Source organism: Lactobacillus sp. UCMA15818 (genome assembly GCF_030400225.1).
In the GTDB taxonomy this organism is placed as follows: domain Bacteria; phylum Bacillota; class Bacilli; order Lactobacillales; family Lactobacillaceae; genus Liquorilactobacillus.
Window position 1 is genome coordinate 1 of record NZ_VJYB01000013.1, and the last position, 19,515, is coordinate 19,515.

The 19,515-nt window shown below is 36.1% G+C and carries 16 protein-coding genes; 11 read left to right on the forward strand and 5 right to left on the reverse strand.

From position 1 onward, the window contains the following. Window positions 1-290: 290 nt before the first annotated feature. Complete coding sequence (locus FFX44_RS10695; RefSeq protein ID WP_289980829.1) at window positions 291-2,930, reverse strand: cation-translocating P-type ATPase; 2,640 nt, start codon at window positions 2,928-2,930, stop codon at window positions 291-293. A 166-nt stretch (window positions 2,931-3,096) separates the two neighbouring features. On the opposite strand from FFX44_RS10695, the gene mscL reads away from it, so the two are divergent. Continuing rightward, window positions 3,097-3,471 carry a large-conductance mechanosensitive channel protein MscL gene (gene mscL / locus FFX44_RS10700; RefSeq protein WP_289980830.1) on the forward strand — a complete coding sequence of 125 codons (375 nt, stop codon included), beginning with the start codon at window positions 3,097-3,099 and terminating at the stop codon, window positions 3,469-3,471. A gap of 332 nt (window positions 3,472-3,803) precedes the next feature. Here the strand turns inward: mscL and FFX44_RS10705 are convergent, their stop codons facing one another. The 4 genes from FFX44_RS10705 to FFX44_RS10720 are packed head-to-tail and all read right to left on the reverse strand — an operon-like array spanning window position 3,804 to window position 8,413. Then, window positions 3,804-5,639: an aryl-sulfate sulfotransferase gene (locus FFX44_RS10705; protein ID WP_289980832.1), complete on the reverse strand. Its 1,836-nt coding sequence runs from the start codon at window positions 5,637-5,639 to the stop codon at window positions 3,804-3,806. Window positions 5,640-5,689: 50 nt separating this feature from the next. Beyond that, window positions 5,690-6,712, reverse strand: coding sequence for an ABC transporter substrate-binding protein (locus FFX44_RS10710; RefSeq protein ID WP_289980835.1), 1,023 nt, complete (start codon window positions 6,710-6,712; stop codon window positions 5,690-5,692). A gap of 40 nt (window positions 6,713-6,752) precedes the next feature. Then, window positions 6,753-7,622, reverse strand: coding sequence for an ABC transporter permease (locus tag FFX44_RS10715; protein ID WP_289980837.1), 870 nt, complete (start codon window positions 7,620-7,622; stop codon window positions 6,753-6,755). Then, complete coding sequence (locus tag FFX44_RS10720; RefSeq protein WP_289980839.1) at window positions 7,619-8,413, reverse strand: ABC transporter ATP-binding protein; 795 nt, start codon at window positions 8,411-8,413, stop codon at window positions 7,619-7,621. Before FFX44_RS10720 ends, FFX44_RS10715 begins: the two co-directional genes overlap by 4 nt. A 661-nt stretch (window positions 8,414-9,074) precedes the next feature. On the opposite strand from FFX44_RS10720, the gene FFX44_RS10725 reads away from it, so the two are divergent. From FFX44_RS10725 to proB, 10 genes are all read left to right on the forward strand, one after another. After that, the gene (locus tag FFX44_RS10725) at window positions 9,075-9,977 is read left to right on the forward strand and encodes an Rgg/GadR/MutR family transcriptional regulator (RefSeq protein ID WP_289980841.1); all 903 of its coding nucleotides are present in this window, start codon (window positions 9,075-9,077) and stop codon (window positions 9,975-9,977) included. Between the two features lie 75 nt (window positions 9,978-10,052). Further along, window positions 10,053-10,193 (forward strand): hypothetical protein, encoded by a 141-nt coding sequence (locus FFX44_RS10730; RefSeq protein WP_289980843.1) that lies wholly within the window; start codon window positions 10,053-10,055, stop codon window positions 10,191-10,193. Window positions 10,194-10,334: 141 nt separating this feature from the next. Beyond that, complete coding sequence (locus FFX44_RS10735; protein WP_289980844.1) at window positions 10,335-11,882, forward strand: ABC-F family ATP-binding cassette domain-containing protein; 1,548 nt, start codon at window positions 10,335-10,337, stop codon at window positions 11,880-11,882. A gap of 16 nt (window positions 11,883-11,898) precedes the next feature. Continuing rightward, window positions 11,899-12,537, forward strand: coding sequence for a L,D-transpeptidase (locus tag FFX44_RS10740; protein ID WP_289980847.1), 639 nt, complete (start codon window positions 11,899-11,901; stop codon window positions 12,535-12,537). A 396-nt stretch (window positions 12,538-12,933) separates the two neighbouring features. After that, window positions 12,934-14,670: a pyruvate oxidase gene (locus tag FFX44_RS10745; protein WP_289980849.1), complete on the forward strand. Its 1,737-nt coding sequence runs from the start codon at window positions 12,934-12,936 to the stop codon at window positions 14,668-14,670. Window positions 14,671-14,769: 99 nt separating this feature from the next. After that, window positions 14,770-15,405 (forward strand): NAD-dependent epimerase/dehydratase family protein, encoded by a 636-nt coding sequence (locus tag FFX44_RS10750; RefSeq protein WP_289980850.1) that lies wholly within the window; start codon window positions 14,770-14,772, stop codon window positions 15,403-15,405. A gap of 157 nt (window positions 15,406-15,562) precedes the next feature. Then, window positions 15,563-16,042 (forward strand): hypothetical protein, encoded by a 480-nt coding sequence (locus FFX44_RS10755; protein WP_289980851.1) that lies wholly within the window; start codon window positions 15,563-15,565, stop codon window positions 16,040-16,042. A 262-nt stretch (window positions 16,043-16,304) separates the two neighbouring features. After that, a complete protein-coding gene (locus FFX44_RS10760) occupies window positions 16,305-17,147 on the forward strand; it encodes a homoserine O-succinyltransferase (RefSeq protein WP_289980854.1) in 843 nt (280 codons plus the stop codon). Window positions 17,148-17,319: 172 nt separating this feature from the next. Further along, window positions 17,320-18,666 carry a hemolysin family protein gene (locus tag FFX44_RS10765; RefSeq protein ID WP_289980855.1) on the forward strand — a complete coding sequence of 449 codons (1,347 nt, stop codon included), beginning with the start codon at window positions 17,320-17,322 and terminating at the stop codon, window positions 18,664-18,666. A 39-nt stretch (window positions 18,667-18,705) separates the two neighbouring features. After that, window positions 18,706-19,503: a glutamate 5-kinase gene (gene proB, locus FFX44_RS10770; RefSeq protein ID WP_289980857.1), complete on the forward strand. Its 798-nt coding sequence runs from the start codon at window positions 18,706-18,708 to the stop codon at window positions 19,501-19,503. Window positions 19,504-19,515 lie beyond the last annotated feature (12 nt).

The window sequence follows — 19,515 nt, forward strand, 5'->3', positions numbered from 1 at the left end:
TTTCTTGTACTTAAATTTGAGGACAAAAAGCTACAACCTTCAAATAAGTTAAAATATTAATCCAATTCTCAATCACTAGTTCAAAGATTAAAAAAATAAGAAATTAGAGGCTTGACTAAACGTAGGAGAGAGGTTAGGTCAAAAGTTAAATTTTGATCTAGCCTCTCTATTTGTTTCGTATAAACATATTTCATAAGTCAAAATTCTCCGTCTAACTTCGAATTACTCATAGCAAAGTACTCGCTATGAGTAATTTCGAGCTAATATTTCCTCTTTACGGTACAGATGAGTTATCTATGGAGTTTACGCTGAAATAGTTTTACGATTTCAACAATTACGATCATTAACACACCACCACTTAACACTATTAACCATTGTTCTAGGGCGAGTGGGGTAACTTTGAAGACGTCGTTGAATGCCGGAATGAAAATCGTTGCAAACAAAAGTATGCCTGAGATAACAATCGACCAATTAAACATTTTATTTGAAAATAAATTTTTGTTGAAAATAGAACCATGAATTGATTTAGAATTAAAAGCATGAAACAGTTGAATTAATCCTAAAGTTGCAAAAGCCATGGTCAAAGCATCAGCATGTATCAAATCATATGAGTTATGGAAAGGATACTTGATGGCTATCCAGTACACGCCAAGAGTTAATATTCCCTCCAGCAATCCTTGGTAGGTAATACTAGAGAGAACTCCATCGCCAAAGAAACTCGACTTAGCGCCCCTAGGCTTTCTTTGCATAATCGTAGTTTCAGCTTTTTCGATTCCAAGTGCAATGGCAGGAAAAGTGTCTGTTACGAGATTGATCCAAAGAATTTGTGCTGGGGCAAAGATATCCCAGCCGAGCATCGTCATAAAGAAGAGAGTTAGAACTTCACCTAAATTAGCAGAAAGAAGGTACTGAATGGCCTTTTGAATGTTTGCGAAAACCTTGCGTCCTTCTTTGACAGCAACAATAATGGTTGCAAAATTATCATCAGCTAGAACAATATCACTAGCATTTTTAGAAACTTCAGTACCGGTTATACCCATCCCGACCCCAATATCAGCTGTTTTCAAAGCAGGAGCATCGTTGACGCCATCTCCTGTCATCGCTACAATTTTTCCTCTCTTCTGCCATGCCTTAACAATTCTAACCTTATGTTCAGGTGCAACTCTAGCATAAACTGAATACTTATCAACTGCAGAATTCAGCTCGTCAGTTGATAGTGCATCTAGATCATTACCAGTAATGACAGCATCAGTTTGAGAAGCCGTAATTATCCCTAAGCGAACTGCAATCGCCGTAGCAGTATCCTTATGGTCACCAGTTATCATTAATGGTCTGATTCCTGCTGAACGAGCTTGTGCAACAGCGTCTTTAACCTCTGGACGTTCAGGATCAATCATTCCCACCATCCCAACAAAAATTAAATCTTGTTCGAGTAGTTGTGAGGAAGGCTCATTTGGAATACTATCTAGTGGTCGATATGCAAAACTTAAAACACGTAAAGCTTTATGCGCTAGATCATGGTTTGCAGCGAGTATTCTTTTGCGGTCGTTTTCAGTTAAAACAGTTATTTCTCCGTTTTTTTCAATGCGTGTTGTTCGCTGCAATAATTCATCAACAGCACCTTTTATGAACAACACAGGTTTATCTGCCTGTTTTATTACAACAGACATCAGTTTTCGCTCAGAATCAAAGGGAATTGCCGCAACTCGTGGGAAGTCTTTTTCAATTTGCGAGACATGATTTGATTTATCAAGATTGTATTGAATCAAAGCCGTTTCAGTGGGATCACCGATTAACCCAGTGTCGCTTTTTTGGCTATCATTGGCTAAAATCATGGCTTTCATTAAGTTGTTCAGATCAATTTGTGCACTATTGGCATCAGTCAAGGTGTTGTTTTGATATATTTTTTCGACTGTCATTTTGTTCTGAGTCAAAGTACCAGTTTTGTCTGATGCAATGATCTCTGTAGTTCCAAGCGTTTCAACGGCCGGCAGTTTTCTAATCAATGCATTACGTTTAGCCATGGTTTGTGTCCCAAGTGCAAGCGTAATTGTTACAATTGCTGGCAGCCCTTCAGGAATTGCTGCAACTGCAAGCGAAATTGATGTTAACAACATTTCTAAGATTGAAGCACGATCAGCTAATATTCCGATAATAAAAACCAGCAGTGCAATCGCCAAAACTAAAACACTTAGAATCTTGCTCAGATGTACAATGCTTTTTTGAAGTGGAGTGGTTGTCTGATCAACATTGTTGAGCATTGTTGCAATGTGGCCAACTTCTGTGTTCATGCCGGTTGCAATAACTACCGCTTCTGCCGTCCCATAGGTAACGTTGGTGTTCATATAGCCAAGATTCTTTCGATCACCTAGTGGAATTTCAGCCTCAGGGATACTAGTTATGTTTTTATTTACAGGTACAGATTCACCAGTCAATGCGGCTTCTTCGACTTGCAGAGAAGAAGTGCTGATGAATCTAACATCGGCAGGGATGATATCACCTGCTTCTAATAAAATAATATCGCCAGGTACTAAATTTACACTCTTAATAGTTGTGATTTGATTATTTCGTCGTACCTTTGAAGAGGGGGTTGTCATTTCTTTTAATGCATCAATTGCATTCTCCGCCTTTGCTTCTTGAAATACACCAAATGCAGCATTTAAAACAATTACCAAGAAAATAATTAAGGCATCTGAAATATCACCGGCAAAAGCAGCGATAAGAGCAGCAACCATTAATATGATAATCATTAGATCTTTAAATTGAGCTATGAATTTTTGAAACAAGGAACTCTTTTTTTGTTCAGTGAGCGTGTTTTGTCCGTATTGACCCAATCTCTTGTTTGTCTCATCCAAGGAAAGACCTGTAGTGTTTGTATCTAATAAATTTAATGCCTTTTCAACAGAAAGCTGGTGATATTTTTGGTTCATTAAGCATGACAATCCCTTCATATTTTATAGTTTAAATGTATCATGCTTCACGGTGTTAAGAAAGAAATAACGATTATAAAATGTGATAAGAGAGAAGTTTAAATAGTTGAAAAAATATATGCATATTGGTACATTTAAAGTAATTTCATATTAGGGGTGTTTAGAATTGATTAAAGAGTTTAAAGAGTTTATTTCACGAGGAAATGTGATTGACTTAGCTGTCGGTGTTATTATTGGTGGTGCTTTTACGTCAATTGTTAAGTCATTGGTTGATTACTTAATTAATCCTTTTATTGGCTTGTTTATTGGAGGAATTGATTTTTCAGAATTAGTGTTCAAGATTAACGGAGCAACGTTCAAAATAGGTAGTTTTATTAACGCAATTATTAATTTCTTGATTATTGCCTTTGTGGTGTTCTTATTGGTTAAGTTTGTTAATAAATTTTTGATTCGTAAGAAGGAGGAAGTTGTACCTGTTGCTGCTCCTGAAGTTAAACTCCTGGAAGAAATTCGTGATCTATTAAAAACACAGGAAAAATAATATAAATTAAAAGTAAGAGAGATATGGCAATAATTTTGAATTATGAGATACGTTTTTATATGCAAACAAATGGAGCTGGGTCAAAAGTTAAATTTTGATTCAGTTCCTCTATTTATTCCGTATAAACGTGTTTCATAAGTCAAAATTCTCCGTCTAACTTCGAATTACTCATAGCAAAGTACCTGCTATGTTCGTAATTTCGAGTTAGTACTCAAATTTTCCCGATTTATGGCACACTCTCTTTGGGTTGTGCAAGTGATAATTATGGATTAGGTAAGGATGATTTGTTTTAAAACAAAGCTCAAAATTAAATGTCACATAAATTAGTATCATTAGATTTCTGCAGTAAGAAAGGTATTTAAAAATTCACAGATGCCATTGAAACCTAATTCTCCGCGAAATTGATTAAGTTCTTTACCGCTTCTATAAGCCGAAACTACTGGGGTTCCCAAGATATGAAGTCTGGTTGTAATCTCTTGATTTTTATCAACATCAAGATAATATGTTTCAAATTGATTGTTGAACTTTTCAGAGACTGCTTTTTTCAGTAGCGGATGGACTATGCGACAGTGAGAACAACGCTCCGCTCCGAACATTATGATTTTAACTTTATCGGTATTTTTGTTGTTTAAGATTTGATTTGTAAATTCTTCCTGGGTAATTTCAGGGAAAATGTTGCGGTCAATTGTAAATAATTGTTGATTTTTCTTTTTAGCGGTTACTTGATTGGATTCATCAATTGTTGCGACACACAAGGCAACGTCTTTATAGTAAGGTAAGGTACCAGCAACAGCAACAATCTTTTTTGCACCTTTTTTTCCGGCATTTGGCAATCTAAAAGTAGAAATGTCAGGTGGTTGAATTGATATTTCGTGCGGCTTTGGTTCTTGTGGCACATAATCATATGGGTAACGATAAGCGCGGTAAATCATATTGTTCTTTAGTTTACCATCATTATTATGTGAAAAATAAGGTGAAATCCATTCCCAGACAATTTCATAGTCATTAGTGAGTTCAATAATTCTGCCGTCAGATCCCTCGTTAATCAGAGTATTGCCATTTGGTAATCGTTGGACATTTGAAACATAAGGACTATAGAATTTGCTACTGTCAGTTGGCATTTGATAACCAAAATCAGCAGGGGTAACCGACCACACAATTTTCATTGCAACAGGATCGATTTCGAGAATTCGGCTATAGTCTCGGAGTGCATTTTTTGAACCATCTAAGCTACCAGGATTAGGAGTACCGTAGCCAGCCCAGCCACCATTGTCAAATAATAGTAGGTTTCCAGCTCCAGGTAATCCACGGGGAATCATGTGTAGAGCGTGCTGCCCAATGATTTGACCAATTGCTTGTGCTTTAGGATCATGTATATAATCAGGACCTAACTTCCAGACAATTTTGCCGGTATCATGATCAACGATGAATAAAATATTTGCTTCTCTGCTGTCCATGATAATATTATCTGGCTTAAATCGCTGGTCTCCTCGATCAAACCATTTATTTTCTCCCAGATAGCTGGCACAATTAGTATGCATGAAATCACCAACACCACCATCAGATTGACGCATATTTGGATTTCTTGTCAAAATATTTTTGGCAGCTTCATCAAAATCAAATTCAGCAAAGTGTTCTGCTACGCTCCAGCTCCATAATAAGTTACCTTGCCAATCAACTTCGTAAACAATATCATCCAACAATTTTTTGTCAGAGATTACTGAATTATGAATTGTTTGATGGGCTAATATTAAAGTTTTCCCTGAGTCTACCTTTGGTTGTTCTAATGGTGAATAATAGACAGCCTGGCCTTCACGCTGAAAATCGTGATGCTGTCGTGCCATCCAGCGATGATCGTATCCTGGGTCGTCAATCTTTTCAAAATGATCGAATTGCCATTCAATATTGCCATCGTAATCAACTTGAACAAGATTAATTCCATCTTGCATCCCATGAACTGGGTGCCGGTTGCCAGAATTTCCAATAATATGCCCATTGGGTAGCATTTTAGGGGGCATTCCGCGAAAAATCCAGCGTCTTACCTCATTACCATTCATATCAAATAATAATATGCCATCGTTAATTGTTGGTACTAAGGTATAGCCATTCCAAGCTTTATCAGGATTATAGCAAATTGTTCCAGTTGGATATATAGATGGTTGTCCCATATGATTCACTCCTTAACTTTTTTAATATCGTAATAAATTAAACTTCAGTATTATTTATATGAAACAGAACCTGAGATGGCTTTCTTCAGTGTCGTAGTATCAATGTAATCATCAATGTCATAAGTATGTTTTAAGCTTCCATTGTTAGCTAGATACTTGTAAATACTCTTTAAGTCGTTATATGTGCTCTGTTCGAAGCTGACTTTGAAATTAGTACTCTTGAAAGTTGCTAAAACAGTTTTTTTAGGAACATTTAATGCGGAAGCGACAATTTTAGCAGCTTTTTGTGGATGAGATTGAACCAATTTAATACTGTCATTAATGGCTTTCAGATAGGCAATTGCTGCTTTTGGATGTTCCTTTAGAAATTTTTTATTGGAAATAGCAAAGGCTAAAGTCGGTGATGTGATTTTTCCTTGGGTAGTTAATACTTTGAACTTCCCAGTTTTTTTCAGTTTTTCTGCATCTTGACCGGATGCCCATACAGCAGAGGCTTTTCCTGATTTCATCAAAGCCAATCCTTCTTGTCCGGTTTCAACGGATAATAGATTAACTTGGCTTTCTTTTAAGCCAGCTTTTTTCAATGTTTTAGCAACCCAATATTCCGTAACAGTTCCTTTACTAGTTAAAATATTTTTACCTTTGAGATCAGCTAATGAGTTAATGGTTTTAGCGGTGTATAATTTAACCCCACTGCCTCCAGAACTGGATAACTTTGCAAAGATTTTGAGATTGCTTTTATTTGAACTTCCAAAACGGTTTAAGGCTGCAAAATCAGCTACGTAACCAATATCTAACTGTTTTGTTGTAATTGCATTAACTGTTTCAATTCCAGAGGAAAAAGTCGTAGTGTTTACTTTCAGGTTATACTTACTGAAATACCCCTCCTTTTTCGCAATAGCTGCTAAGTATTGGCCACCGGAATTTGTCATTAATCCTAAGCGGATTGTTGTTGAACTAGTGCTGCTCTTTTTTGAGCTACTGTCAACAGTCTTTAAGCCATAAACGGCAGCAAATATAATAGCGATAATAACTGCTAGGCTTCCAAATAGCATGATTATTTTTTTATTCACTTACAAAAACACCTTTCTAACTTTTTGTTGCATTCCATCATTACGTTGCTTTTTTTTCAAATACACCATATTTTTTGAGCACAACTTTACCGAATAAACGAAGCAGTGTATCTGAAAGATAACCAATAAAACCAAGAACAAAAATCCCAACAAAAATCCAATCGGTACGATAATAGAGTCTAGAAGTATAAATCAGATAGCCAATTCCGTTTTGAGCTGCTAGCATTTCTGCTGCTACAATCGCTATAATTGCTCCGCCTAATCCAAGGCGGACACCAGTAAAGATATTTGGTACAGCTGAAGGAATGACAACGCTGTAGAAAACTTGAAATTTTGATGCTCCTTGTGATTGAGCGGATTCAATCTTTAATGGATCAATTGCAATAACCCCAGTAATAGTATTGATGATGATTGGGAACATTGTTGCATAAATGATTAATGCAATTTTAGATACTTCACCAACACCAAACCATAGTAGAAATAGTGTCAAAAATCCTATGGCTGGTACAAAGCGGAAAAAATTAATCAATGGCTCGAATAAATAACGAATAATTTTAAATTGTCCAATGAATAATCCTAAAGGGACTGCAATAATAGTCCCAGCCAACCAACCAGCTAATATTCGGAGCAAACTAATTAGTAAGTCACTTTGAAGTGTTCCAGTTTTTATTAATTCCTTAGCACTAGTTAATGTTTTCCATGGACTAGGTAGGAAGCTGGAATCACTAATTTTAGAGGCAATTATCCAAATCACTAGTAACAAGAGCCAAGCAAACAATCCATGTTTAGTTAAAAATAATAGTCCAGTCTTAAGCCATTCATTTTTTGTATAATTATCGGTGTTTTTAGAAGCTTCTAGTCCATTCAATGCTTGGGTTTTAGCGGTATCTTTACTCGACATTTCTTTCATGCTAACGACCCCCTAATCGGGAAATAATTATTTAGTTTTGTGACCAATTGCTCATTATCTTTAGAAAAAATATTTCTAGGATAAGGGTAATCAACAGTGACTGTTTTGCAGATATTTGCAGCAGGAGCTGGAGAAAAGATACTGATTTTTTGGCCTAGATAAGCAGCTTCTTGAATATCATGTGTTACAAATAAAATAGTTTTCTTAGTTTTTTGCCAAATTCTAATAAGCTCGTCTTGCATAATTGCTCTAGTCTGGGCGTCCAAAGCACCAAAAGGTTCATCCAAAATTAATATGTCTGGATTATTAGCAATACTTCTCGCAATCTGGACACGTTGTTTCATCCCACCAGATAATTCGTAGGGGTACTTATCAGTGTGTTGGTCAAGCCCAACTAATTTTAAGCTTTGATCAATGATAGGAGTTCGTTCTTTTTCTGGGAAGTGCTGCATTTTTAGACCGTAAGCAACATTTTCATAGACAGTTAACCATGGGAAAATCGCAGCATCGGCATTTTGGAATACCACTCCACGATCATGTCCAGGAGCAGTAACTTCATGGCCGTTAACTAAGACCTGGCCACTTGTTTGGGGAAGAAAGCCAGCAATAATATTGAGTAATGTTGATTTACCACAACCACTGCGACCTAAGAAAATATGGAATTCACCAGCGGCAATTTTTAAATTAATATCTTGTAATACAAGCGGAGAGCTTCTTATATGTGAGAAGAATGAAGCGCTTGGGGGATACTGCTTAAAAACGTGTTTAAGTTCAATACTAAGTTCCATCATACTAGTTACCTCATTAATTTGAATTTCAGCACTGCTCATATTAAGCAGGCTTTTTCTGCTTAATTCAGTTAGCTTAGAAGCCATGTGAAAAAAGTTTCATGATTGAATGACTTTGATAATAGACTAAATTTATGAATTACCAGTGAAGTTATTTTGATATAAATATTGGTATTCTATGATGATACTAGAAAATAAGTACTTGCTGAACTTTAGGTAGATACAGTTATTATTTACAATTTTTTTGAATAAAAAAAATGATAGATAATGTTGAGAAAATTAGCAAATTTAGTTATTAAATGTACAAATGAATTTGTTTGAATAATGGATAATGGTTTGATATAGACGTAATTAAATAGTGGACATAAAATAGGCCAAAATAGATAATTAGTATATTTTTTAGATTAATAACAATTTGACTTAGATGGATGAAAATAAATTTAAAATTAGAATGGTTACTTTCATGAAATTTTCTGTTATGATTGTGTGCGTACACGGTACTAAAAGTTAGTAATGGGTTTACATAAGTAAAAAATAATTTTATTTAGGGGGAGCTATAATTTTGTTATGCGCGTAAAAGATGTCTTTGACATACGCGATATTTTGTAGGGCGGGGTGCCTATTTAATGAGCACATATATGATAATTGTGAAAAGAGGCAAAAAATGAAAACAGGGGAACTTGTTAAGCAAATCAGAACTGAAAAAGGGATAAAAGCTAAGTCTGTGTATGATGGGTTACTGTCAAGGTCAATGTATTATAAATATGAGAGTGGCTTAGTTGAAACGACAGCAGACACTTTCTTATACATATTGAATCGTTTAAATATTGAAGCTGCTGAATTCTCAAGGGTGTTTAGTGTACTGGATAAAAGTAATAGTGAGTATTGCGATTATCGTGATAATTTAAAAAATGCCTATCAGCTCAGAAATCTGACTGAAATTAAAGCATTGGAGAAAAAAATTACCAAAGAATATCAAGAAAACGGATTGATTCGTTTCTATAACTTAATGTTAATTGCCACTGTGATGCGTAAGAAGCTCAGCAGAACTACAGAAAGTTTTTTGAATGAACGAAAAGAAATTGCCCATTATCTAATACGGAGTACAAAATGGGGACACTACGAATACGGGCTTTATGTTGATGCGATTTTTATGTTTGATAGCTTATCGATTGAAAAAATATTCCAAGGCCATGATTGGAGCAATGGCTCTGGGGGTAGAAATATGAAACTTGATAATTTGAAAGTACGAGCCTTATGTCAGTCAATCTTAGTATTTATGAAGGCTAACAAGACAAATAATGTGAATTATTATTATACGTTGCTTAATAAAATAAAAATTGGTTCAGATAATGTATATGCGGTAAGTAACAAGAAATTTTTTGAAGGGTTAAAGATAATTAATGACGGAGATTATGAACAAGGGCTGAAAGTTATTTCTGAAATTTTCTCGTTATATCAGAAATTAGGACTAGACGACTTATATAAAGAACATGTCGCAGTCCTTCAGGAATTGTTAAGCATCCAACTGCAAAAAGCTAAGTCCAGCAAAAGACGAAAAGCTTAATTTCTGCTCGCTTGAAAAAAAATTAAAAACAGTATAAAATAGGAAAATACGTGTAGAGTGAAAGGAGGAGAACCAATGTCACAGAATACTCATGTTGGGGTAGCTAACGATCGTCGCCCTGTTAACCAAAAGAATATTAAAAAGCGTCGCGCACAACATCAAACTGTATTATCATTTTTGAAGAGTCGCGAGGAGCTAGAAAAAGCCGATAAATAAGTTGATTTTTCTAGAAACTTATATTTATTTGCCAGCATGGGGCGTCAATGACGTTTTATGGTGGTTTTTTTTGATAAAAATAATAATTAATTGATGTATGAATATGATATAATCACCCAATAAGAGGATGGATGAAAATAAATGAGTATTTTAGAAATAGACGGTCTTTCACACGCTTTTGCTGATAAGGATTTATATCAAGATGCTAGCTTTAGATTAAATAAAGAAGATCATATGGGAATTATCGGACAAAATGGAGCGGGTAAAAGTACTTTAATCAAAATTATTACAGGACAAGAACTTCCGGACGAAGGTAAAATTGTATGGCAGAATAATATAAAGATTGGATATCTTGATCAATACGCACAAACAGCGCATGATTTGACAGTCTTTTCCTTTTTAAAATCTGCATTTGCAGACTTATATAATATTAGTAAGTTACAAGCCAAGTGTTATGAGGATTATGCCACTACAATGGATGAAGCTTTACTGGATAAAGCAGGCAGCTATCAGGAACAGCTTGAAGCCGGTGAATTTTATGAGATAGAGACTAAGATTGAACAGGTGATGTCTGGTCTTGGGATAGATGCAATTGGAAAAGACAGACATGTGGATCAGTGCAGCGGGGGGCAAAGATCGAAGATTATCCTGGCTAAGCTATTACTTGAGAATCCAGATGTATTATTACTGGATGAACCAACTAACTACCTTGATGTTGAGCATATCGAATGGTTGATAAATTATTTAAATGCTTTTGCTGGCTGTTTTATGGTAATTTCACATGATTTTGATTTCTTGGAAAGAGTTACAAACACAATTATTGACGTTGCCTTTGGAAAAATTACAAAATATACAGGAAGCTTCAGTTCAGCAATCAAGCAAAAGGAAGTAAAAAAAGAAGTTCAGCTTAAAGCTTATGAGAAGCAACGACGCCAAATTGAAAAGGACGAAGCTTACATCAGAAGAAACAAGGCAGGAACTAGGTCTACAATGGCGAAGTCGAGGCAGAAGCGACTTGATAAGATGGAAAAAGTTGATCCGCCGAGTGATGCACTGCAATCTAGTTTTGGTTTTCCTTATGAAGAACTGATGTCATCTGCTACATTAGTTGTTGAAGATCTTTCAGTTGGATATGAAAGCCCTTTGCTTGCACCAGTTACTTTTTCAATGAGTCATGGAGAAAAAGTTGTATTGAAGGGCTTTAATGGAGTTGGTAAGTCAACACTTATTAAATCAATTTTAGGTATAATTCCGAACTTTGGTGGAAGTGCTAACTTTGTTGAAGCAGCCAAGGTAAATTATTTTACGCAAGATTTGGACTGGGACAATCCGACACAAACACCGCTGCGGATAGTCCAGGATGTTTATCCAAAATTAGAACCAAAGACAATCAGGCAAAGACTTGCACGAGCCGGATTAAGTCCAGCTAATGCTATGAAACCGATGGAATTATTGAGTGGTGGCGAACAAACGAAGGTTAAGTTATGTATCCTAGAGTTAAAGCCAAGCAATTTCTTAATTATGGACGAGCCTACGAATCATTTAGACGATGAGACAAAGAATGCTTTGAAAAAGGCTCTTGTGTCTTTTGCTGGCAATGTCTTGTTAGTATCTCATGAAAAGTCTTTTTATGATGGCTGGATTGATAAGATCTTTGATGTTGAGAGCATTCGGCTTAATAAAAATTAGGGGAGTATACAAGTGAATGAATAAACGCAAATTGGTTTCTTGGATTGTTGCAATCTTGCTTGTTTTTCTTGCAGGCTGGAGTGTAGTATATGTTAAACATGCGGAAAAAATAAATAGTGTAAAGATTGCAAAAAATGAAAAAAAGCAGCAGCAACAAAAAAAAGAAGATCAGGATGCGAATATGAGGCACCCAATAAAGTGGCGTAAGTCTTCAGAAATAAAAAAATATCCCGATGTGTTTGGCGATAAGAGCTTATGGATCAAAGTTTCACAAAAAAAGCAACGTCTTTACGTGATGTCAGGGAAGAAAAAGGTCTATGAAATGTATGTATCTCTAGGGACACATTCTGCAGGCTATTCGAATGAAAGCAAAAAAGAATTTCCAACAGGAACATTTAATGTTAGTAATAAACGTGGTGAATTTTACTTTAATCAAGTTACCGGCAATGGAGGTAGATATTGGGTTTCTTGGAAGGGTAATGGCAAATATTTGATACAGAGTGTTCCCACTAATGAGCATGGAAAGTATATTGTTTCAGAAGCACGCAGCTTGGGAAGTCAGGTAGATACAAATAATAGTATCTGGCTATCTGTTAAAGATGCAAAGTGGTTTTATAAAAATATTAATGGCGGAACCAAGTTAGTAATTGAATAATCAAAAGTAGGAATGCGATAAAACGCAGCTAATTTATTGGATATGTTGTTTAGACAGAGACAATAATGGGGGGTGGGTCAAAAGTTAAATTTTGACTCAATCCTCCTGTTTTATTTCGGATAAACGTGTTCCATAAGTCAAAATTCTTCGTCTAACTTCGAATTGCTCATAGCAAAGGACCTGCTATCTTAGTAGTTTCGCGTTAGTACTCATATTTTCCTGACTTATGTCACAACTTCCTTCCTGTTTTTATATCTAAAATTAGTAAGGCTGTGGGGAGTCAAAAGATAGGCTGAAAATTTTGGTGAGCAAAAAGTATTGTGCAAAATGCTTTTTGCAGTAGAATAGAGATGAGCCCGCATCTATGAGCTATTCTTATGTAGGGAGTGTTTTTTTATGGCAAGTACAAAGGGAGCAGATTTGTTAGTTAATGTCTTAGTAGATTGGGGCATCCAAAATGTTTATGGGTTGCCTGGTGATTCAATCGATACTACAATCGATGCTTTGCGTCGCCAACAAGACAAGATAAAGTTTATTCAAGTCCGTCATGAGGAAGTTGCTGCTTTATCAGCAGCAGCAGAAGCAAAATATACAGATCAGATTGGTGTATGCTTATCAATTGGCGGGCCTGGTGCAATCCATCTTCTGAATGGACTGTACGATGCAAAAATGGATCATGTACCAGTACTGGCTCTGTTAGGTCAGGTTACATCGACTTCATTAAACGAAGGATATTTCCAGGAAGTAAACACTGCGAAGCTATTCGATGATGTAGCGGTTTTTAATAGAACAATCTCAGCAGTGGACAATCTGCCAGAAGTCATTGACCAAGCTATTAGGAGTGCTTATGAGAACAAGGGTGTTGCAGTATTGACCATTCCTGACGATATTCCTAATCAAATATTGAAGGGAGAATACAATTCTTCTGCACGTGCATTTACGCTGAGTACACCAGAGGTTAACAAAACACAGCTTGATGAAGCAGCTTCGTTGATAAAGAATGCAAGCAAGCCAGTCGTATTACTGGGAGTAGGTGCCAAATATGCTGGAGATGATATCAAGCAGTTTGTTGAAGCAAATAAAATTCCATTTATGGAAACATTGCCTGCTAAAGGCACGATAGCGGATAACCATCCCAATTCATTGGGGAATATAGGTAAATTGGGTACCAAGGCAGCATACGAGGCAATGAAAAATGCTGATTTGCTGATAATGTTGGGGACAAATTATCCATACCGGCCTTACTTGCCTGAGAAGGGACAAGCTAAAAGTGTTCAGGTTGATTTGAAAGCTGAAAATTTAGGTAAACGTTATAGTGTTGATGTTGCTGTGCAAGGGGATGTTAAGAAGTTTGTTGGGGCGCTCAATGCTTTAGGTGTAGTTAGAACCGACGGCAAGTTCTTGGCTGCATGTCAAAAGAGTATGAGTAATTGGAACAAATGGATGGCTGCCAAGCGTAAGCTGAATACGAGCCCAGTTTCACCAGAAAGTATGACAGCCTATATTGATGAGACAGCACCAGCGGATTTGATTTACTCTATTGATGTTGGTACATCTACATCGTGGAGTGCACGTTATTTGCATGTCAAGGATCAGCAGAAATTTGCAATTTCAGCATGGCTTGGAACGATGGGGTGTGCTTTGCCCGGAGCAATCGCAGCACAAGTTGCCTATCCAGATAAGAGAGTCGTTGCATTGCAAGGCGATGGGGCTTTTGCGATGGTCATGCAGGATTTTGTTACGGCTGTAAAGTATAAGCTGCCTGTTATTTGTGTAGTTGTTAATAATCAAAAACTTGCATTTATTGAGTATGAGCAACAGCAAGCTGGACAATTGAATTACCAGATTGACTTGGCTGATATAGATTATGCTAAATTTGCTGAAGCATGTGGTGGTGTGGGTATTACGGTTAAATCTAATGACGAATTCAAGGCGGCTTTGGATAAGGCATATACTATTACAGATAAACCTATTTTAATTAATGCCTATGTCAAGGATAACGCTCCACTTCCGGGCAAGATTGTCATGGATGAGGCGAAAGGATATATGAAGTTTGGTCAAGAATACCTCGAAAATTATTGGAAGATTCCAGAATTACCACCATTGAAAGATATCTTGCGTCAATTCTTCTAGAATAGTAAACTAGACAGCAGAAAGACTTATAAAAAATATATTTAGGAAATATGGCATAGATGAATTTGTGTCATATTTTTTTATTAGGAGATGATCTACGTGAAGGTTGTATTGCTTGGTGGATCGGGCTATGTAGGTAAGGGCATTATTCAAGAATTGAGTTTGTACGAAGAAATTGAGTTAGTTAGTATGTCACGACATGGCGGAACAAATGAAGATAAAGAAAAGTGGCCAAAAGTGTCATGGAACAGGATTGACTTAGATAAACCAGAAACGTGGCAAAAGGAAGTGGCAACAGCAGACTGGGTTATTGACCTGATTGGAGTACTGTTGGCAAAAAACTACAATGAATATTATAAAAAAACAATAAAACCAGTGATGAACGTAATTAAGTTCATTGAAAAAAAGACTGAGAACACCAAGTTTCTGTTCGTTTCTGCAAATTCTGCACCATTGGGGATGGGTGCTTATATGAAAGCCAAACTTGTACTTGAAGATGAACTAAGCAAACGATTAGGAACAAGGGCATTATTCGTTTATCCGGGATTAATCTATCATAAGGAACGTCCAACTGTCTATGCTGTTGCAACGGTATTGAATAGTTTAGCAAAGATAAAACCATTAAAAAAATTAGTGGAATCCTTGCGTCCAGTTGCTCGCGCAAGATTTGCGGTGGAAATCAGAAAACTTTTGTTGGGACAGGATAGTTATTTAATTCATAGGGTTAAAGAATAGTGAATATATGCCAAAAATGGACATTCTTACTAAGTAAAAAGGATTGATACTGTGGTTAGGGATGCTGGTGTAATTTGACATTATCCAAACTTGCTTTTAATATAGATTAGAATCTTCGGCAGAATAATCATTTAATGAGTTTGGAAGTGAAATAGTAATGGAAATTAAAGTTAAGGATTTTATTAACCAAGTTGAAACAGATGAATTTACTAAAATAGTGCTGAATAAAATAGAAGTCAAAGAGGTTAGCGAGTTAAAAACTAATTTTATGGAGAACTTGCTTGCTAAGTTTGAGAGCGCCATTTCAAGAGAAAAGATTGTGCGGGCTGTGCAACCAATTGCAATGAATAATGAACCTGTTGAAGTGGTATTAGAGACGGGTGTTATTAACTTGCCCTTTACAAATATTAATCGTGTTGATAATTTCTTTGATGTAGAAAATACAGTTCCACTAGTGACGAATCTTGTTATTATATCGTCTAACTTGAATGCTTCAGATTTGTTTATTAGATCTTACTCGAATACAAGTGATTTAAAAAGCGATACCGCAAAGCTAGTTGCTGACACTCTTTTGAGTATGAAGCAGATTCAAGTAAATTTAGAGGAAAATGAGGACGGTAAGCCTCAAGAATCTTAGAGAATAGGTCCGAAGCTGAGTCAAAATTCTCCGGATGACTTCAAATTATTTATGGCCAAATGCGCATGATGCTTGTAATTTTGAGCATTACCAACCTATACCACACTCCTTTCTTGCATCTAGTCAAGTCTTTTATTTTTTAATTACAGTTGTTATCTTAGTTAATTCTATTATCAGAATTTCTTTAAAATTATACTAGAAGTTTCTTGTCTGGAGCGGTAAAATAAAAAATCGATAGATTATTTTAGTTAGGAGCGAAACATTGGAAGCTGAAACTTTAAATATCGGAATTTTAAATATAATGCATGACAAGTCTGATACTCAAAAACGTTTTGCTTTTGTATTGAAACAACAAAGTACCCCTGTTAAAGTGACTTATTTTTATCCAACAATGCATTATCAAGGACGTACGGTGCCAGAAGAAATTGCGCATATATCTGAGCCGCTAGATTTTCTTAAAGTGAAGAAGATGGATGCTTTTATTGTCACGGGGGCACCACTTGAAAAAGTTGACTTTCTGGATGTTACTTATTGGAATGAAATGCAGCAACTATTTCAACTTTTACAAAAACTAGATATTCCACAATTATATATTTGCTGGGGAGCAATGGCAGCTGCAAATTTCTTTTATGGGATTGAGAAACAGATGTTAGCGCATAAGTTATTTGGTATTTACAAGCAAAAACTGTTTACAGAGTCGAAGCTGTTGGAAGGATTGCCTAGAGGTTTCACAGCTCCGCATGCACGTTATGCAGAATTGAATCATAAGCAGATTAGCGAAAATAAAAATTTGGAGATTAAGGCACTTTCAGAAACAAATCATCTATTCTTAGTTGAGGCTAAAAGCGAGCCACAAGTTTTCTTATTTGCCCATCTTGAATATGGTAGCGATGCTCTCGCAAAAGAATATCAAAGAGAATTGAAGGCGTATCCGGATCAGGCAGCGATATTGGCAAAACCGCAAAATTATTATGAAGATTTTGCACAGATGAAAAATCCTATTTTTTCATGGGCAGATACGCAGACATTATTTTTTAAGAATTGGATACTGCAAGTGAAAAAAGAACGTGATAGTAAACTAAGAAAAAATAGTGGAATGTTATAAAATAATAATAATTCTGGATTTTTAAAATATAAAAGTGGGTGTGACGAGTACATTATTGTCATACCTTTTCCATTTTTACGAAGAATTAAAGAAATAAGATGATAAACATCATTAAATGACAAAAAAATGATATGATATGCAATAGAACAAAGAATGAAATGGGGAATGGATTTTGACAGGCGGTCAGCTGGCTTCCAATGTATTGATTATAGTGATAGTTTTTTATTTTGCGGCTTTTTTTGTTGCAGCAGAATTTGCACTTGTACAGACTAGAAAAAGTGCACTTGAAGGCGCACTCGAAGAAGGAGAAGGAAACAAACGCAAATTAACAACTGCTCTAAAAATGGTTCAGAATCTAAATGAGTACCTTTCGACAACACAAGTAGGTGTGACGTTAGCAGGGATTATTTTAGGTTGGGTTGGTGAGGCCACAATTGAGACAGCGATTGTTGATGTATTACAGATTACTCCACTTGGAACGACGGCGATGCATGCTGTCGGAGCCATTCTGGGTGTGCTCTTGTTGACCTATCTTGAAGTTGTTATCACAGAGATTGTCCCTAAAAATTTGAGTATTGAAATGCCAATGAGAATGATGATGCTTGTAGTTACACCACTGCATTATTTCCATATTCTCTTTTATCCTTTTGTTCAATTGCTGAATATTTCTGCGGCGGGCATCATTCGTTTGTTCGGTCTGACTCCAGCTACAGAGAGTAACGATGTGTTAACACAGGCAGAGATATTACGGGTGTCGCGTAATGCCGTAACTGGTGGTAAATTAGACAAAAATGATTTGATGTATATGCAGCGAGCTTTTGACTTTAATGACAAGATTGCCAAGGATATCATGGTGGATCGGACGAGCCTTGATGTTGTTGATATCACGGATTCGGTCAAGACGGTTGTGAATAACTACCTGCGTGAGGGGTTTAGTCGCTTTCCAGTTGTTGCTAATAATGATAAAGATCGCATTTTGGGATATGTATATATATATGATTTAATCAGACAAGCACAAGTTGATGACGGTATTTTGGTCAGCAAACTACTGCGTACGATTATTACTGTTCCAGAAGTAACGCCAATTCAGGGGCTCTTACAGCAGATGATTCAAAAACAAACACCAATTGTAGTAGTTTTGGATGAATATGGCGGGACTAGTGGAATTGTCACAGATAAAGATATTTATGAAGAACTTTTTGGTGTTGTCAAAGATGAGATTGATAATGTATCCAGTGAGTATATTGTTAAGAATGAAGACGGCGGGTTCAAGATTTCTGGTAAAACTACGCTTTATGATTTTGAACGCTTTTTCAAGATTAAAAATAAGAACTTTGATGCATCAGAGAGTGTCACTATAGCAGGTTACTTACTTGAAAATTACAAAGTAAAAAGAAATGATATTATAACAATTGATCAGCTCGACTTGAAAGTAACTGAGTTTAATCGAAATTATATTGACTGGTTAGAGGTCAGACATCATGTTGAGAATAAAAGTGAAAAGCAAAATGAAGAGTAATAGAATGGTTGAAATTATTAAGAAAGCAGTGGAATTGTAATGCGCCATATTGAAGCTCAAAGAATTGTTGTTAAGGTAGGGACAAGTACTTTGACACATCCAAATGGAAAATTGAATTTACAAGCAATTGACCAACTCTGTTATAGCTTAAGCGGCTTGGTGAATGAGAATAAAGAAGTTGTCCTAGTTTCTTCTGGTGCAATTGGAGTTGGACTTGGTCAATTAGGGATGAATGAACGTCCTACCGCAATTCCAGAGCAACAAGCACTTGCTGCAATTGGGCAAACACAGTTAATGACGGTTTATCAGCAGCGTTTTTCGGTCTATGGACAAAAAATCGGGCAAATATTGTTAACGCATGATGTGATGGATTATCCGACTAGCAGGCAAAATGTATTGAATACATTTGAAAATCTGCTAAGGCTAAAAATTATTCCCATTGTTAATGAAAATGATACGGTTGCCGTTGATGAATTGGATCATCATACTAAGTTTGGAGATAATGATCAATTGTCAGCCGTTGTTGCAACTTCGATTGATGCGGACTTACTGATCATGCTGTCTGACATTGACGGATTTTATGATAAGAACCCAAGAAAATTTGATGATGCACAGTTACTGCAAACAATTAATGAGATTAACGACAAAACCTTTGAAAAAGCTGGGGGACGTGGGTCTAAATTTGGAACAGGCGGCATGACTACAAAGCTGAAAGCTGCGAAAAGAATGCTTGATGCAAATAAAGCAATGATTCTTGCTAATGGAGAGAATCCTTCCGTGATTTTCAAAATATTGAATGGCGAACAGTTGGGAACGTTATTTATCAACAAAGATTAAGAACGGAGGTTC

Excerpts from the sequence above, each read along its gene's own strand:
- FFX44_RS10725 (WP_289980841.1), top strand. The coding sequence starts at position 9,075 with ATGAAAACAGGGGAACTTGTTAAGCAAATCAGAACTGAAAAAGGGATA.
- proB (WP_289980857.1), top strand. The coding sequence starts at position 18,706 with ATGCGCCATATTGAAGCTCAAAGAATTGTTGTTAAGGTAGGGACAAGT.
- FFX44_RS10740 (WP_289980847.1), top strand. The coding sequence starts at position 11,899 with ATGAATAAACGCAAATTGGTTTCTTGGATTGTTGCAATCTTGCTTGTT.
- FFX44_RS10735 (WP_289980844.1), top strand. The coding sequence starts at position 10,335 with ATGAGTATTTTAGAAATAGACGGTCTTTCACACGCTTTTGCTGATAAG.
- FFX44_RS10695 (WP_289980829.1), bottom strand. The coding sequence starts at position 2,930 with ATGAACCAAAAATATCACCAGCTTTCTGTTGAAAAGGCATTAAATTTA.
- FFX44_RS10745 (WP_289980849.1), top strand. The coding sequence starts at position 12,934 with ATGGCAAGTACAAAGGGAGCAGATTTGTTAGTTAATGTCTTAGTAGAT.
- FFX44_RS10730 (WP_289980843.1), top strand. The coding sequence starts at position 10,053 with ATGTCACAGAATACTCATGTTGGGGTAGCTAACGATCGTCGCCCTGTT.
- FFX44_RS10705 (WP_289980832.1), bottom strand. The coding sequence starts at position 5,639 with ATGGGACAACCATCTATATATCCAACTGGAACAATTTGCTATAATCCT.
- FFX44_RS10715 (WP_289980837.1), bottom strand. The coding sequence starts at position 7,622 with ATGAAAGAAATGTCGAGTAAAGATACCGCTAAAACCCAAGCATTGAAT.
- FFX44_RS10720 (WP_289980839.1), bottom strand. The coding sequence starts at position 8,413 with ATGATGGAACTTAGTATTGAACTTAAACACGTTTTTAAGCAGTATCCC.
- FFX44_RS10755 (WP_289980851.1), top strand. The coding sequence starts at position 15,563 with ATGGAAATTAAAGTTAAGGATTTTATTAACCAAGTTGAAACAGATGAA.